14 protein-coding genes and 1 riboswitch are annotated in these 14,494 nt (G+C 60.0%); of the genes, 3 read left to right on the top strand and 11 right to left on the bottom strand.

Features of this window, described 5'->3' with window-relative positions; all coding sequences use genetic code 11:
- The first annotated feature begins 237 nt into the window (after window positions 1-237).
- Window positions 238-843: an SCO family protein gene (locus TU84_RS19760; RefSeq protein WP_048372059.1), complete on the top strand. Its 606-nt coding sequence runs from the start codon at window positions 238-240 to the stop codon at window positions 841-843.
- Window positions 844-872: 29 nt separating this feature from the next.
- A complete protein-coding gene (locus TU84_RS19765; protein ID WP_048372061.1) occupies window positions 873-1,349 on the top strand; it encodes a copper chaperone PCu(A)C in 477 nt (158 codons plus the stop codon).
- Window positions 1,350-1,436: 87 nt separating this feature from the next.
- Here the strand turns inward: TU84_RS19765 and TU84_RS19770 are convergent, their stop codons facing one another.
- From TU84_RS19770 to TU84_RS19790, 5 genes are all read right to left on the bottom strand, one after another.
- The gene (locus tag TU84_RS19770; protein ID WP_048372063.1) at window positions 1,437-2,780 is read right to left on the bottom strand and encodes an OprD family porin; all 1,344 of its coding nucleotides are present in this window, start codon (window positions 2,778-2,780) and stop codon (window positions 1,437-1,439) included.
- The gene (locus tag TU84_RS19775) at window positions 2,777-3,214 is read right to left on the bottom strand and encodes a pseudoazurin (protein WP_048372066.1); all 438 of its coding nucleotides are present in this window, start codon (window positions 3,212-3,214) and stop codon (window positions 2,777-2,779) included. Before TU84_RS19775 ends, TU84_RS19770 begins: the two co-directional genes overlap by 4 nt.
- A 76-nt stretch (window positions 3,215-3,290) precedes the next feature.
- Complete coding sequence (locus TU84_RS19780) at window positions 3,291-4,454, bottom strand: DUF1624 domain-containing protein (protein ID WP_048372068.1); 1,164 nt, start codon at window positions 4,452-4,454, stop codon at window positions 3,291-3,293.
- A 112-nt stretch (window positions 4,455-4,566) separates the two neighbouring features.
- Window positions 4,567-5,865 carry an MFS transporter gene (locus TU84_RS19785; protein WP_048372070.1) on the bottom strand — a complete coding sequence of 433 codons (1,299 nt, stop codon included), beginning with the start codon at window positions 5,863-5,865 and terminating at the stop codon, window positions 4,567-4,569.
- Between the two features lie 36 nt (window positions 5,866-5,901).
- Window positions 5,902-6,675, bottom strand: coding sequence for an SDR family NAD(P)-dependent oxidoreductase (locus tag TU84_RS19790; RefSeq protein ID WP_048372072.1), 774 nt, complete (start codon window positions 6,673-6,675; stop codon window positions 5,902-5,904).
- 175 nt (window positions 6,676-6,850) lie between these two features.
- On the opposite strand from TU84_RS19790, the gene TU84_RS19795 reads away from it, so the two are divergent.
- Complete coding sequence (locus TU84_RS19795) at window positions 6,851-7,747, top strand: LysR family transcriptional regulator (protein WP_048372074.1); 897 nt, start codon at window positions 6,851-6,853, stop codon at window positions 7,745-7,747.
- Between the two features lie 86 nt (window positions 7,748-7,833).
- Here the strand turns inward: TU84_RS19795 and TU84_RS19800 are convergent, their stop codons facing one another.
- The 6 genes from TU84_RS19800 to TU84_RS19825 form a co-directional block, all read right to left on the bottom strand.
- Entirely contained in the window at window positions 7,834-8,589 is a 756-nt protein-coding gene (locus TU84_RS19800) for an ABC transporter ATP-binding protein (RefSeq protein ID WP_048372076.1), read from the bottom strand.
- Window positions 8,586-9,581 (bottom strand): FecCD family ABC transporter permease, encoded by a 996-nt coding sequence (locus TU84_RS19805; RefSeq protein ID WP_048372077.1) that lies wholly within the window; start codon window positions 9,579-9,581, stop codon window positions 8,586-8,588. The genes TU84_RS19800 and TU84_RS19805 overlap by 4 nt, the downstream gene beginning before the upstream one ends.
- A complete protein-coding gene (locus TU84_RS19810) occupies window positions 9,578-10,477 on the bottom strand; it encodes an ABC transporter substrate-binding protein (protein WP_048372079.1) in 900 nt (299 codons plus the stop codon). The genes TU84_RS19805 and TU84_RS19810 overlap by 4 nt, the downstream gene beginning before the upstream one ends.
- Window positions 10,478-10,482: 5 nt before the next feature.
- Window positions 10,483-12,624, bottom strand: coding sequence for a TonB-dependent receptor (locus tag TU84_RS19815; RefSeq protein ID WP_053225276.1), 2,142 nt, complete (start codon window positions 12,622-12,624; stop codon window positions 10,483-10,485).
- A 33-nt stretch (window positions 12,625-12,657) separates the two neighbouring features.
- Window positions 12,658-13,434: a methyltransferase domain-containing protein gene (locus tag TU84_RS19820; RefSeq protein WP_048372082.1), complete on the bottom strand. Its 777-nt coding sequence runs from the start codon at window positions 13,432-13,434 to the stop codon at window positions 12,658-12,660.
- A 112-nt stretch (window positions 13,435-13,546) separates the two neighbouring features.
- Window positions 13,547-13,749, bottom strand: a riboswitch (cobalamin riboswitch).
- A gap of 177 nt (window positions 13,750-13,926) precedes the next feature.
- Window positions 13,927-14,424 carry a PaaI family thioesterase gene (locus TU84_RS19825; RefSeq protein WP_048372085.1) on the bottom strand — a complete coding sequence of 166 codons (498 nt, stop codon included), beginning with the start codon at window positions 14,422-14,424 and terminating at the stop codon, window positions 13,927-13,929.
- Window positions 14,425-14,494: the final 70 nt, after the last annotated feature.

Here is a 14,494-nt window from a genome sequence, read left to right on the forward strand (position 1 = left end):
CGCCACGTTGCCCGGATTTGCTGGCGTTGGGCTTATATGCGCACCACAACGGGGCGTGCCTGCCGTGCGGCAGGGGCGTGACAGTGGTAGATTCAGCGCCCATGAAACGCGTTTACCCCACAGCAATCGTGCGCTGCTGCTAATGGCGGGTCCATTGGTCGAGTCATGCGCACACCTGTGCTGACTGCGCAGGGCAAAGGTCAGGCTTATGGGCCAGACCGCTTAAAGGAACCTGACATGAATGCATTACTGACTCGCCGCCATGTCGTTGCCGGTCTTGGCTTGCTCAGTCTCGGCTTGCTGGCCGGTTGTGACCCCGGCAGCGGTTTGTCGTACAAATACGGCAAAGACCTCAGCAACGAGATTCTGGGCCGCAAGTTCAAGCTTCGCGACGCTGAAGGCAACGAGATGATGCTCGGCAGCTTTCGCGGAATGATGCCGATGATTTTCTTCGGTTTTACCCAATGCCCGGCCGTGTGCCCGACCGCATTGGCCCGCGCTGCACAAATCAAGAAAATGATGGGCCCGGACGGCGATCGTTTGCAGGTGGTGTTCATCACCCTGGACCCGGAACGCGATAAGCCGGCAATGCTCGATGCCTATGTCAAAGCCTTCGACCCAAGCTTTATTGCGTTGTCTGGCACCCTCGAAGAAACCGCTGCCACGGCCAAAGAGTTCAAGGTGTTCTACGAAAAGATCCCGACCGGATCGTCGTACACCCTGTCGCACACGGCCACCAGCTTCGTGTTTGATACGCGTGGCGTACTGCGTTTGGGCTTGTCGCCTTCACTGACGGCCAAGCAGTGCACCGAAGACCTGCTGACGGTGATGTCGGTCTGCTGATCTCCGCTTCCTTTGAAAGAGCCCGTCTTATGAAAACTGTAAATCGCTTGATGTTGCTGTCGTTGCTCGGCTTGAGCCTTAACGTTTCTGCGCAGACCGTTGTCGATGACGCCTGGGTGCGCGCGACTGTTCCTGGCCAGCCTTCGTCCGGTGCCTTTATGCACATCACCGCGAGCAGCGACAGCAAGCTGGTTGAGGTCAAATCCCCGGTGGCCAAGACCGTTGAGATTCATGAGTCGACCATGAAAAACGACGTCATGAGCATGCAGGCCGTTCCTTTCGTGGCATTGCCAGCCGGCAAGACCGTCAACATCGAGCCCGAGGGTTATCACGTGATGCTGATGGACCTGACAGGTCAGATCAAAGACGGTGATCAAGTACCGCTGACCCTGATTGTCGAAGATGCCAAGGGCACCAAAGAGTCGATCGAAGTCAAAGCCCAGGCACGTGCGCTGAACACGATGCACATGGAAATGGACATGCACGACCACGGTACCGAGCACTAATCCCCCCACCAGACCGTAGGAGCGAGCTTGCCTCGCGATCTTTTAAATCAACAGATCGCGAGGCAAGCTCGCTCCTACAGATTCTGCTTAAAACCTCCCCGTCAGCGGGTATTCCACCGCTACCCGCAACTGATCAGCGTCCAGTTCTGCCTGCGCCGCATTGCCGCGATGCACGTTATAGCGCAGTGACAGGGTGGTGCCTTTGGCCGCGCCACTTTGCACCACATAGCGCGCTTCCAGATCACGTTCCCAGTGTTTGCCGCCTTTGCCATACCCCAAATAGGCATAGCCGCCTTTAGGATCAACCTGCGTGCCGTTGATCTGGCTGCCGCGCACATAGGCGGCACTGAACATCAAACCCGGCAGGTTCCAGGGCGACATGTCCAGGTCGTAGCGGGCTTGCCATGATTGCTCGTTCGGCGCATTGAAGTCAGACAATTGCACGGCGTTGCTGATAAAGATCGCGCCACGGGTCACGTAGTCGAACGGCGTGTCGCCATGCACCTTCTGGTATCCGAGGTTGAAACTGTGCGGGCCTTGGGCATAGGTGCTCATCAAGCTCCAGGTGGTGTTGTTGATGGTGCCCGACAGCGCCTTGCCTTCATCGGTGGTGCGATAGAGGTTGAAGTTGAATGCCAGCGAGCGCTTTTCATCAAGCGGCTGGTTGAACAGGGCGCCCAGGTACTGCTGGTTCCAGGTGTTTTCATAGCGAGACGTATAAAGGCTGGTGCTTAGCTGTTTGCTGGGGGTATAGACCACGCCCGCAAGGTCGAACGCGTCGCCTTTGCGGCCGTTGGAGTAGTTCACCACAAACTCCTGGTTATGGCTGCTGGCGTTGCGATCGGTACTGCCGGTGAAGTGCCCGCCGACCATTTTCAGGGCATTGAACTCGTTACTGGTGACAAACAGCCCGGTGGCGGTTTCGGGCAGCAGGCGGCTGTCGGATGAGCTGAATACCGGTGTCTTGACCCGCTGCTCGCCGTACGACAGCACAGTGTTCGACATGCGCAGCTTGATCGCGGCGCCGCCCCGGGCGTAGTCGTCCTTGGGGTAGCCCTCGTTATCCAGCCCCAGCAACCGGGCCTTGCCCGCACGACCACCGCCACTGTCCAGTTTGACCCCGAGGTAGGCGTGGGCATCGACGCCGACACCGATCAGCCCCTGGGTGAAACCTGACTGCAACGTGCCCATCAGGCCGTACGCCCATTCCTCGGCGTAATCGTTGCGTTCAGCCCTGGTTTTGTAGGCATTACGTGCGCTGCTGTTGCTGCTGCCGTGCTGGTAGTCGCGGCGGTCGTAGACACTGCGATTAAGCACCGCCCAGGTGCTGTCTTCGATAAAGCCATTGGCCTGGGACTGGGCCGAATCGGCCATGCTTGCGGGGCTGGCGAGGGCCAGCAAAATGGCTGAGCGGGTACGTATGGCGGTCATGGCGCGGCCTGTCGGGCGAGGGCGGCATTCATGCGGTCGAGCGCACGCTTGGGCAGTGACGCAGGCAAAACTGGCGCCTCGGCTGGTGGTTCGCCCACTTGAATCAGCATCACCATGCCCATGGCCAGATGCGGCGTGCACTGAATGCCATAGAGGCCTGGCTCCGTGAAGGTCTGTTCGATTTCCTGATCAATCTTGCCCACAAAAGTCGGAACGCCTTCTGGCCAAATGGCCGGTAAGGTCGCTGCGTTATGGCCGCTTTGCGCCGCCACGAACTTGACCGTATCACCGGGGGCAATCTGCAGGTAATCCGGGTCGTAGACCATGCCGGCGGTCGGGCTGCGAGTGAGCATTTTGACTTCATGGGTCTCGGCCAGGGCCGCTGAAGCAAGCAGGGAGGTGGTCAACAGCACGGTCAGGGATGAAATACGCATATCTGGTTATCCATAGAGTCTGGGTCCCAAACGCGGGATGCGCGGCATGTTAGAGCAACACGCCGCGCCGTCCGCATTAGAAGTATTTCAGCCATGAAACATCTCGGCGACGGGCCTTGAGCCCGGCAAACCAGCGCACCGGCAAGTACAAGGCCGCGGCCAGCAAAATAGCCGTCAGCCACACGGCGCCGATGCCGTCGAAACCGAAGTAATCGCCCTGATTTAAACCAAACAGGCCGACGCAGATCAGGTACAGCACTTTGAGCACGTACAGGTGCAGCAGGTAGAAGAACATCGGCGCGGCGCCAAACACCGCCAGGGTGCGGATCCAGCGTTGCTGGCCGGCGCGTTCAAAGCCGAGCAACAGCAGCAAGCCCACGCCCAGGGTCAAGGTGAGAAACAGCAGCGAAGGCGGGTATTTAGTGATGTTGAAAAAGCTCATCAGGGTTTGCGTCACGTTGCTGTAGCCCACCCATGGCGCCTCGCCATAACCATTGAGCAAACGCAGGGCGACAAAGCCAAGCAGCGCGCCAGTGCCCGCAAGCAGCAGAAAACGCTGGCGCAAGGCTGCTGAGGCAGAGTGTGCGAACCACGGCCCCAGGCAGTAGCCCAGCGCGATAACCCCGATCCACGGCAGTACCGGATACGACGTGCGCAAGCGCAGGTTGTCCGAAAACTCGATCCAGCCGCGATCATGCAAAATTGCCCAGGGCACATGCATCGCTGAACCTGCGGCAAAGTGCACGTTGTCCAGCAGGTTATGCCCGGCAATGATTACCACGGCGAGCAGCAGAAGCAGCGGGCGGGGCAACCAGACCAGCGCGGCCAGGGCAATCATGCTGACGCCGATGGCCCAAATGACCTGCATGTAAATCACGCTTGGCGGGAACTGAAAAGTCCAGGCGAAGTTCACCAGGGTGAATTCCAGCACCACCAGAAATAGCCCGCGCTTGAACAGAAAAGCCGAGACGTCGCGGGTGCCCTGGTATTTTTCACCGTACAGAAACGCCGACAAACCGGTCAGCAAGACAAACACCGGGGCGCACAAGTGGGCCAGGGTCCGGCTAAAAAACAAGGCGGGGTCAGTGACATCAATGTTCATCGGGTCGGCCACCTGGCGATGCAAAAAAAACGTCTCGCGCACGTGGTCCAGCAGCATGAAGATGATCACCAACCCCCGAAGGGCGTCGATGGAGAGCAGGCGTTGGCCTGAAGGCGGGGCTTGAATTGCGTTTGGCATTGAAGAGATCACAGGCAGGTGAATGTTGTAAGTTGCGTTACCTTATAACATTCGATCCCTGCCTGTCACTCGTGTGAGAACAATTCGCAATTAATGCTGCGCGTGCTGGCGATCAGCGACGCACTTTGACCCACGCCATCAAGATTGCTGAGGACAGCACCCCGGCGAACATGAAGATATAAGCCGCGCCGGGGTTACCGGTCAGGCCAATCAGGTAGCCGACGATCCATGAGCCAACAAAGGCGCCCAAGGCCCCGCACGCATTGATCAGGCCAATGGCACCGCCGAATACGTTGGCCGGAAGGATCTCCGGGATCAGCGCAAAAAACGGCCCGTAAGGTGCATAGAGCGCGGCACCGGCCAACGTCAACAGCACGAACGACAGCCAGAAATGCTCAGAGCCCAACAGGTAGGAACCGAGGAAAGCCAGTGCACCGAGTGCCAGCAACGGCCAGACGAAGTGTTTGCGTTGCTGGGATTTGTCTGAGGCCCAGGACACCGCCAACATGGCGGCGACAGCGGCCACGTAGGGCACCGCGCTCAACCAGCCGACGGTGACGATGTCAGCTGCGGCTGCCTGTTTGATGATGCTCGGCAGCCACATGATGAAACCGTACACGCCGATGCTCCACAGCGCGTGAACACAGCACAACTGAATCACCACCGGGCTGGTGAAGGCCTGGCGGTAATTGCGTACTTGCGGCATGCCTTTCTGTTCGTCGGCCAGGGTGGCGGCCAGCTGGGCTTTTTCCTGTTGCGTCAGCCAGTTGACCTGCTCGGGCTTGTCGCGCGCCATGCGCCACCAGATAAAGGCCCAGAGCACAGCGGGGGCGCCTTCAATGACAAACATTTCGCGCCAGCCCCAGGCCTGAATCAGGTAGCCCGATACCACCGACATCCACAGCACCGTCACCGGGTTGCCCAGCACCAGAAAGGTGTTGGCCCGTGAGCGCTCCTTGCGGGTGAACCAGTTGCTGATAAAAATCAGCATGGCGGGCATCACGGCCGCTTCGACGATGCCCAGCGACACCCGAATGAACATCAGCATCGGGATGTTGGTCACCAGCCCCGTGGCCATGGCGCAAAAGCCCCACAGAATCAGGCTCCAGAACACCAGTTTGCGCACGCTGTATTTCTGCGCGTAAATCGCCCCCGGCACCTGGAAGAAAAAGTACCCGAGAAAAAACAGCGCGCCGATCAGTGAGGACATGCCTTTGGTAATGCCCAGGTCATGCTCGATACCGGCAGCGCTGGCAAAGCCGTAGTTGGCCCGGTCCAGATAGGCGAGGCTGTAAGTGATGAAAATGATCGGGATCAGGTACAGCCAGCGTTTGGGCGCAAAACCCTTGGCCTTGACCGTTTGCTCACGGCTACCTGTCAGCGGCAGTGCGGGTTCTTTGAGAGTGCTCATGGGGTTCCCCCTGTTATTGTTTTTTTAGATGCAGGTTTAAACGACGCTGGTCAGGCCTCCATCGACAAACAGCGTTTGACCGTTAACGAAATCCGAAGCCGGGGAGGCCAGGAACACGGCAGCGCCGCACAGTTCTTCGACACGGCCCCAGCGCCCGGCCGGTGTGCGTTTGCACAGCCATTCTGAGAACTCCTGGTTGTCCACCAGTGCGCGGTTCATCTCGGTGGCAAAGTACCCCGGCGCCAGGCCATTGGCCTGAATGCCGTGGCGTGCCCATTCGGCGCACATGCCCTTGGTGAGCATTTTCACTGCGCCCTTGGAGGCTGCATAAGGCGCAATGGTCGGGCGTGCCAGCTCGCTTTGTACCGAGCAAATATTGATGATCTTGCCGCGCCCACGGCCAATCATGTGCCGCGCAACCGCTTGCGAGACATAGAACACTCCGTCCAGATTGACCCGCATCAGATCGTGCCAATCGTTGGCGTCGTAGGTTTCCAGCGGTGCACGGCGCTGAATGCCCGCGTTGTTGACCAAAATATCAATGGCCCCGGTCTCGGCTTCAAAGGCGTTGATCGCGTCCAGCAGTTGCTCGCGTTGGGTCACATCAAACACCGCGAACTCGGCTTTGAGCCCCTCATCACGTAATTGTCTGGAAACAGCGCGGGCTTTTTCGATATTGCGATCATTGATGACCACCGTGGCTCCCGCAGTTCCCAGACCGCGTGCCAGCTCAAGGCCAATGCCTTTGCCAGAGCCAGTGATCAAGGCGCGACGGCCATCCAGTCGAAAGCTGCTGAAATTGAATGACATGCTGTATTCCACCTGTGTGTTATCTCTGTCGATGCAGGCTTTGTGGGTGACAGAGATGATCTTGTTTTAGCCAGTTCACCCCAGGCCTTGCAGTGCGTCCAATCGTCATTGATGATCTCGTGATCAAAAACGCTGATAACCACGTGTCAGCGTGCCTTCTGTTTGGAGTTTGAGAGTGGAAATCAAGCACCTGCGATCCTTTGTCACCCTGGCCGAAGAGCTGCATTTCGGGCGGGCCGCACACCGTTTGTCCATCGTGCAACCGGCCTTGAGCATGCAGATCAAGGTGCTTGAAGAAGAGCTGGGCGTGCGCCTGTTCGAACGCAATCGGCATTCGGTGATGCTCACTGAGGTGGGCGCGATCTTCTTGCCCGAAGCGCGAGCCACCCTGCAGCAAGCCGCCCACGCCAGTGATGTGGCCAGAGCCAGCGGGCGAGGGGAGATTGGCCGGGTGCGCTTTGGTTTTGTCTCATCGGTACTGCCGGAGCTCTTGCCGACTCTGATCCGCACCTTGCATGCGCGTTTTCCACGTATCGAACTGGAACTCAAGGACATGCCCGGCCCGGATCAGGCCAGCGCCTTACACAATGGCCAGCTTGATTTCGGGCTGATGCGTTTACCGGCGGTGATTGCTGGCATCCATACCCGTGTGGTGCTGCAAGAGGCCTTCGTGGTCGCGTTGCCGAGTGATCATCCGCTGGCAGCTTGTGCCAGCATTCCGGCGATAGCGTTGGCCAACGTCCCGGTGTTTATTCTCTCCAGGCGCTATGCACCGGGGTTCTACGACGAACTGATGCAAGCCCTGCGCAATCAGGGTGTGCAACTGCAGATCGGTTCCGAGCTGGGCGAATTCACCACCATGCTGGCGCTGGTTTCAGCCGGGCTGGGCATAGGTTTGCTCCCGGCCAACGCAGGCCGCGCATTGCCCGCCAACGTGGTCTCCCGGTCCCTGGAATTGGGCAGCTACAATGCCAGCACCGGCCTGGCCTGGGTGGACCTGAACAGCGCGGTCAAACAGACCGTGTTCAATCTGATCAGCGACATGCTCGAAACCGATACACCTCAACTGTAGGAGCGAGCTTGCCTCGCGATCTTTTAAAGATCAAAAGATCGCGAGGCAAGCTCGCTCCTACAGATTGAACTGCCGCACAGGAAGGCTCATCCCAGCGGAATCGGGTACAACCCATGGGCGCTGTCATGCCAGGCGAACTCCAGGCCGAAGGCCTGCTCCAGCCAGCCCGCTTCCCGCACCACCTGCGGGTTGCCGTGCCCCAGTAAACGCCCATCGGCCAACACCGCAATACGGTCGGCAAAGCGCATGGCCAGTCCCAGATCGTGCAGCACCAGCAATTGCGCGCAGTACGCCAAGCGGCTGCGCAGGTAGCTCAGCAGGTTGAGTTGATGGGTTATGTCCAGCGCCGCGGTCGGTTCATCGGCGAGCAAAATCGGCGAATCCGCCGCCAGCGCCCAGCCTATGCCAGCCCTGGCACGCTCGCCGCCCGATAACTGCGACAGTCGCCGTTGCAGCAAATGGCCGATATCCAGCGACTCAATCAATTGCGCCGACACCGGCTGCCCGACACGGGCGGCATTGCGCCGGACACCCAGCTCAAGCAGTTCCTGGACCTGCAAATCCCACTGGCTGCGAAAGTCTTGCGGCAGATACGCCAACGTTTGCGCACGCTCTGGCGCAGGCCAGTGCTGAAACGCCCGCTGCTGCAACTGCACATGGCCGGCACTCAGCGCCTGCACCCCGGCCAGCGCCCGCAAGGCGCTGCTTTTGCCCGAACCATTGGGCCCCACCAGTACCAGTAGTTCGCCGGGCATCAAGTCGAGATCAAAATCATGCAGCACGGCTTTGCCAGCGTGGTGCACGCTCAAGCCATGCGCCTGTAAAACCGGGTTCACCTTCATGCTGCGGGCCTCGCACGGGTTAACAGCAGCAGAAAAAACGGTGCCCCCAACAAGGCGGTCAGCAACCCCAAGGGGATTTCGGCAGGCGGCAAGACACTGCGCGCCAAGCCGTCGAGCAACGCCAGCAAGGCGCCGCTGGTGAGCGCGCTGGCGACTATCAGGCGTTTGTGGGTGGGGCCAATCAGCCAGCGCACCGCATGGGGAGCCACCAGCCCGACAAAACCCACCAGCCCGCCCCAGGACACCGCCAATGCGGTAATGGCTGCGGCCAATAACAGCGACACATTGATAAAACGCTGCGGGCGCAAGCCCATGCTGTAGGCCACATGATCGCCCAGACCCAGCAGATCCAGGCCGTGGGCCAGGCGTTGCGCACAGATCAAGGCCAGCACGGTCAGCAAGGCCAGCAAACCCAGTGCGGGGAAGTCCGGGGTGTGAATCCCGCCCAGTGTCCAGCTCAACACCACCTGCAAATTCACTGTTTCATCGGACAAAGCGAGCAACAGCAGGCTGCGTAAGGCCCCGAGCAGCGCCGCCACGGCAATCCCGGCCAGCAGCAAGCCGCTGGTGTCGTTGATGCGGGTCAAGCGGGTGATCAGCAGCACCAACAGCGTCGCGCCCCAGGCACCGGCGAAGGCCAGCAGCGGCAAGCTCAACGACATTGCCATGGGCAAGGGCACCAGTAACGCGATGGCCGCGCCGACCGCCGCACCCGGCGCGCTGCCCAGCAAGTACGGCTCGGCTAGCGGATTACGGAACACCCCCTGAAAGATTACTCCGGCCAAACCCAGGCAAGCGCCCACGCAAAAGGCCGCCAGTACCCTGGGCAGGCGCCAGGTCATCAGCAGTTGCGCGAACGGGGTTTCATCGCCTCGCCACAGCGCCCACCAGTCACTCCAGTGCGCCAGTTCGGCGCCAAGCCACAGGCCGATAAAAATCGCTGGCAAGGGGGTCAGGCACAGCAGGCGATAGCGTCTGTTGGCGGCGCTCATGGCGGGGTCTCGACAAGGGGCGGGAACAGTTCAGGGTGCAGCAGCGCGGCTAACTGCTCGACGCCTTCGACCACACGCGGGCCGGGTATCAGCAACAAGGCACTGGGGATGCTGTCGAGACGGCCTGCTGCGACGGCAGGAATGCTTTGCCATCCCGGACGCACAGCCAGACTGGCCGCCTGTTGCGGGTTGCCCGCGACGATAATGCGCATTGGATTTGCCTGAAACACCGACTCGCCGCCCACCTGGCTCAGGCGGCTGTCAACAAACGGGTTAGTACCGCCTGCCAGGCGCAAAATATCACTGGTGTAGTTGTGCCCGCGCAAAGTCAGGTAGTGGCCGCGATCATTGCTGCCCGTCTCCAGGTACACCGGCACCGCAGGTTTTCCGGCCAAGCGCGCTTGCACGGCATCCAGTCGCGCCTGCATGTGTTCAATCAGTTGCTCGGCGCCCAACTCATGACCGGTGGCCAGGCCCAGCAGGCGGATATTGGCCAGCACGGCCTCCAGATCGCGGTGGTTGAGCACCAGCGCCGGTATGCCGATGCGTTGCAGCGGCTCCACCAGGGTTGCCGCCTGCCGGGCCGGGGTCATGACCACCAGATCAGCTTGCAGGCGGGCGATGGCCTCCACAGAAAACCCCAGACGTCCGCCAACTTTGGCCCGTTCGGCAATGTCGGCGGGGTAACGGGTAAACGCCTCGACACCGACAATGGCATCGCCGGCGCCGATGGCCGCCAGCATCTCGACGTTACTGGCGAAGATGGCGACGATCCGTTTGGGCGGGTGCGTCAGTGTTACCTCGCGGCCCAGGGCATCGACCACAGTCCGCGGGAAGCCGTCATCGGCCCTGGACACAAGGCTCACCAGCACACACAACAGCATAAGCCAGCGCATACGGCTTAGAACCGGTAATGCGCGCCGAGGTACAGTTCGCGCCCCGGATTGCTGTTGCCCAAACCGCCGTTGGAGGCCCGAGGGTCGGCCAATGGCGAATCGTTGCCGGTGGCGATAAACAGCGTGCTGCGCTCGATATCGAACACGTTATTGACCCCGCCAAACAGGCTCAATTGCTCGCTCAGGTGGTAATTGCCACGCAGGTTGAAGACCCAGAACGGTGCCTTGCGGTAAACGTAATTGGTGTCCGGGTTGAGCAGTTTTTCTTCGGTGCGGTAGTACACCGGGCCGCGCAAAATGCCATTGACCCCGAGATCCCAGTCACGTTCGCGGCCATAGGTCAGCGCCAGGCTGGCCTGGTATTGATACATGCGCTGGATCTTGTCGCGGTACGGGCCGGTCAATGTGGACGCAGCGCCTTTGTCGTCCATGTCGAAGTTCCACACCGCATTGGTGTTGAGCCGCAGGATGCGTTCGTCACCGAGGGCCAGGGCGCTGGCCAGATCATATTGCCATTGCGCTTCAAGGCCACGGATCACCGCGTCGCCGTCGCCATTGACGTACTGGCTGATGCTCTTGGTCACCGGCTGCGTGGTGATGCGGTCCTGAATGCGGTTCTGGAATAGCGCCAGGTCAAAGAACTGGTTGGCATTGGTCAGGGTTACACCCGTTTCGAATTGCAGACTGGTTTCGGGCTTGAGGTTGGCGTTGCCCAGCGTCTGTGTGCCACTGATGGTGGTGAAGTCTGCTGCTAGCTCGCCTGCCAGCGGCGCCCGGAACCCGGTCGATACGCCAGCCCGAAGCTTGACCCCCGGCATGGCCTCGTAGGCGGCGCCGAGGCTGTAGGTGACTTTGTCGAAGTCTCGGGTTTTCTCGTCCAGCAGCGGCATGTAGTCGGTCTTGACCGTGCTCGACTGGCCATAGCTGTAGCGCGCACCCGCGCGCAGGGTCAGGTGGTCGTCCATCATCCGCTGCACGACTTCGGCGTACAGCGCCGCGCTCAGGTCATCGGAGTTGATGTCGTAAGGCGCCACCTGACTGCTGGTAGAACCGTTGACGGCAATACGGAAGCGATCGTTGCGCAGCTTGCTCTTTTCCAGGTCCAGGCCCACCAACAGATCAGTGCTTGGCGTCAGTAAAAACTGCGGCGTCAGCTTGATACCGTAAGCCTCAAGACGACGCTCGATGTGGTCTTTGCTGAACCCCGGGCTGCCATTGCCCAGCACCGGCGAACCCCAGTGCAAATCGTCAATGTCACGGAAGGCATAAGCCTGCGAAGACCAGTTCAGCCACTCGGTGGGTTTGGCGACCCAATCGAGCTCTACCGACTGGTTGTAACGATTGTCGTAGTTGCCATAGTTCCACTGCGAACCGCGAAAGCCCGCGTCATAGATGCCGTCTGAACGCACGGTCAGGTCGAGACGCTGGTCTTCTGACAGCTCGTACCCCAGCGCCAACAGGCCACCGCGGCGCTTCCATGAGGTGTTTTTCTGGGTGCCGTCGGCGCTGTGGTAGTCATTGCGTCGACCGTTGTCCAGGCCCAGGTAGTAATCCAGCGGGCCCGAACTGCCACTTTGGTACACGCTGCCCTGAGCCAGCCCCCAGGACCCACCCTGCAACGTTGCGCCACCGCCTTGGGTGTTGCGGCCATTGCGGGTGATGATATTGATCACCCCGCCAATCGCCTGGCTGCCGTAAATGACCGAGGCCGGGCCGCGAATCACTTCAATGCGCGCCACTTGCGCCGGCGACAGCTTGGAAATATTCGCCGTACCTGCGCGGCGGCCGTTGACCAGTACCGTGACCTGGCTACGGTAATCGCGGCCCTGGCCATCAGTGTTGCCGCCACGGATGTTGATCGAGGTCTGGCCCGGCGTCCATTCACTGAAAAAGCCCACGGCGTTTTCGGCCAGCAAATCGGTGAGGTTGCGTGCCGAGGAGCGCTCGATCTGATCACTGTCAATCACCTGCACGGTGCTGGTGACATCCTTGAGCGACTCACCGGCGCGCGGTGCGCTGACCAGGGTTGAGTCCATGTGCAGGACCGACGGGTTTTCTGCGGCAAAGGCCGCAAGGCTGACACCGAGCCAAAGCGGCACGGCTGCGCTGAACGAATGGCGCAGGGGGGCGTTGCACAGGTTGAGCATGGAGAGGTCCGAAGGCATTTTTATAGGAGTTATTTACGCGTGCCAGATCAAGCTGGCCGCCCGTTTCGGGGCACTGGCAAGCCAACCCCCTGGCACTTTTTGCAGGTGGTCTTGCAGGTGGCGTTCAAGCAGCCCCTGCGCTGCGCCATCCAGGGCGCCGAGTTTTTCCATAAAGTGCATCAAGGCCGCATCCGGCGAGGCAAACAGCGTGCTGAAGGCCCAGTCGGTGAAATGGATCTGGTCGGGTTGCCAGCGATCCGGCAACTCAGCCAGTGTCAGTTGGTAGCCGGGGGTCATGTCACTGCGGTGCAGTTGCGGCGGCAAGAAACCGGACAGGCAATACGTGCGCGGGCCTTCCTGCGCGGGCAGGTTCCACACCAGGGTGCGCGTGGCCAGCGGCCGAACCTGCTGAACAAACGCCAGGGCCTGGCCGTCTGCCACCGGGATATTCGCGCACAACACGGTTGTGGTCGGGGTGAGCGGCAAATTTGGCAAGTCCTGCCAAAGGCCGTTGTGCAGGCTCAGTTCAACACTGGGTGCCTGGGCTGCCAGTTGCTCAATGCTGCTACGCATAAAGGCGTTGGGCTCAACCACCGTCCACTGCCCACAGGGCATCAGCAAGTGGCGACCGAGAATCCCCGAGCCGGCGCCAATATCCAGCAATTGCTGTTGCGGGCCGAGCAGCTCGAGCAAGCGTCCGCCCACGCGCTCCACATAATTGGAGCCGGCCAGATGCTCGGCATAAAACGCAGCCTCACGGTCGGGCCAGACAAAAGGGGTAGCAGCGGGCAGTTGGGTTGCAGGGGTCATGGAGGCGCCGTCGGGTTGAACCAAAACGGGCACTCAGGGGAACTCACGCAGAAAAATGACGGGCAGGGAGGGACTTTGCGCGCGCCAAGGCCTGCATCCGCCCACCGCGGAGTGCCATATGTTGGATCAGGCCGGTCTCCGGGCTCACGAGGGTCATGAAACATTCGCCTTCCCATGCCAAAGCACAGTGGCTACTTGAATGTTTCGCTCGCATACCGTTGCGGGGGCAGCGCCGGATTGACCTGAAAAGGCGTACCGGCTTCCCGTTTCACCCTGGGCGCGATGGCCAAGGACACCTGAAACAGGCGCGCATCTGACCATTGGTCACCCGATGCGTCAACCATGAACATGAAAAAACCTTCATGTTCAAACGTCCTGTAGGAGCGAGCTTGTCTCGCGATCTTTTGATGTTTTAAAAGATCGCGAGGCGAGCTCGCTCCTACAGAGATTTATATAAATCAGATAGATATGAAGTAAATTTAAGGTAAAGAGTTAATTACGATCATGGGCTTTATCCGCCAACTTCCCGGCATCGACCCGCACAAACACTGAATCCCCGACCGCCGTCAGCACCTCCCCGGCATACACCTCGCAGATCACCCGGCTCTTGCGTCCGACATCCCCCTCAACCCAGGCCCGCAGGGTCAGCGGGACGCCCATCGGGGTGGGTTTGATGAACTTGATGCCCAGGTTGCCGGTGACGCAATTGATCCTCGGCAAGCTCTCTGGCTGGCGATCTTCCGCGCGGTAGTGATACGCCATCACCGTCCAGTTCGAGTGGCAATCCACCAACATCGCAATCAACCCGCCGTACACCAGATCAGGCCAGCCGCAATAACGCGCATCCGGCAAATGTTCCGCTACAACGTGAACACCGTCTTCATGCCAGTAGCTCTTGATGTGCAGGCCATGGGGATTGTTGCTGCCACAGCCATAGCAAACGCCTTCAGGCGCAGCGGTGTCTTGCAAGGAAGGGGAGATGTGGTGCATACCGTGATCGTCCTTTACTGGATTTCAAATCTTGCCATTCCCCTTACGTTAACGTAAAGATTGGTAACAG

Source organism: Pseudomonas helleri (assembly GCF_001043025.1).
Taxonomy (GTDB): Bacteria; Pseudomonadota; Gammaproteobacteria; order Pseudomonadales; family Pseudomonadaceae; genus Aquipseudomonas; species Aquipseudomonas helleri.

What these genes read in the sequence shown, in the direction of transcription:
- TU84_RS19810 (WP_048372079.1), bottom strand. Translation starts at nt 10,477, where the DNA reads ATGCGCTGGCTTATGCTGTTGTGTGTGCTGGTGAGCCTTGTGTCCAGG.
- TU84_RS19805 (WP_048372077.1), bottom strand. Translation starts at nt 9,581, where the DNA reads ATGAGCGCCGCCAACAGACGCTATCGCCTGCTGTGCCTGACCCCCTTG.
- TU84_RS19790 (WP_048372072.1), bottom strand. Translation starts at nt 6,675, where the DNA reads ATGTCATTCAATTTCAGCAGCTTTCGACTGGATGGCCGTCGCGCCTTG.
- TU84_RS19770 (WP_048372063.1), bottom strand. Translation starts at nt 2,780, where the DNA reads ATGACCGCCATACGTACCCGCTCAGCCATTTTGCTGGCCCTCGCCAGC.
- TU84_RS19760 (WP_048372059.1), top strand. Translation starts at nt 238, where the DNA reads ATGAATGCATTACTGACTCGCCGCCATGTCGTTGCCGGTCTTGGCTTG.
- TU84_RS19785 (WP_048372070.1), bottom strand. Translation starts at nt 5,865, where the DNA reads ATGAGCACTCTCAAAGAACCCGCACTGCCGCTGACAGGTAGCCGTGAG.
- TU84_RS19820 (WP_048372082.1), bottom strand. Translation starts at nt 13,434, where the DNA reads ATGACCCCTGCAACCCAACTGCCCGCTGCTACCCCTTTTGTCTGGCCC.
- TU84_RS19825 (WP_048372085.1), bottom strand. Translation starts at nt 14,424, where the DNA reads ATGCACCACATCTCCCCTTCCTTGCAAGACACCGCTGCGCCTGAAGGC.
- TU84_RS19765 (WP_048372061.1), top strand. Translation starts at nt 873, where the DNA reads ATGAAAACTGTAAATCGCTTGATGTTGCTGTCGTTGCTCGGCTTGAGC.
- TU84_RS19815 (WP_053225276.1), bottom strand. Translation starts at nt 12,624, where the DNA reads ATGCTCAACCTGTGCAACGCCCCCCTGCGCCATTCGTTCAGCGCAGCC.
- TU84_RS19775 (WP_048372066.1), bottom strand. Translation starts at nt 3,214, where the DNA reads ATGCGTATTTCATCCCTGACCGTGCTGTTGACCACCTCCCTGCTTGCT.
- TU84_RS19780 (WP_048372068.1), bottom strand. Translation starts at nt 4,454, where the DNA reads ATGCCAAACGCAATTCAAGCCCCGCCTTCAGGCCAACGCCTGCTCTCC.
- TU84_RS19800 (WP_048372076.1), bottom strand. Translation starts at nt 8,589, where the DNA reads ATGAAGGTGAACCCGGTTTTACAGGCGCATGGCTTGAGCGTGCACCAC.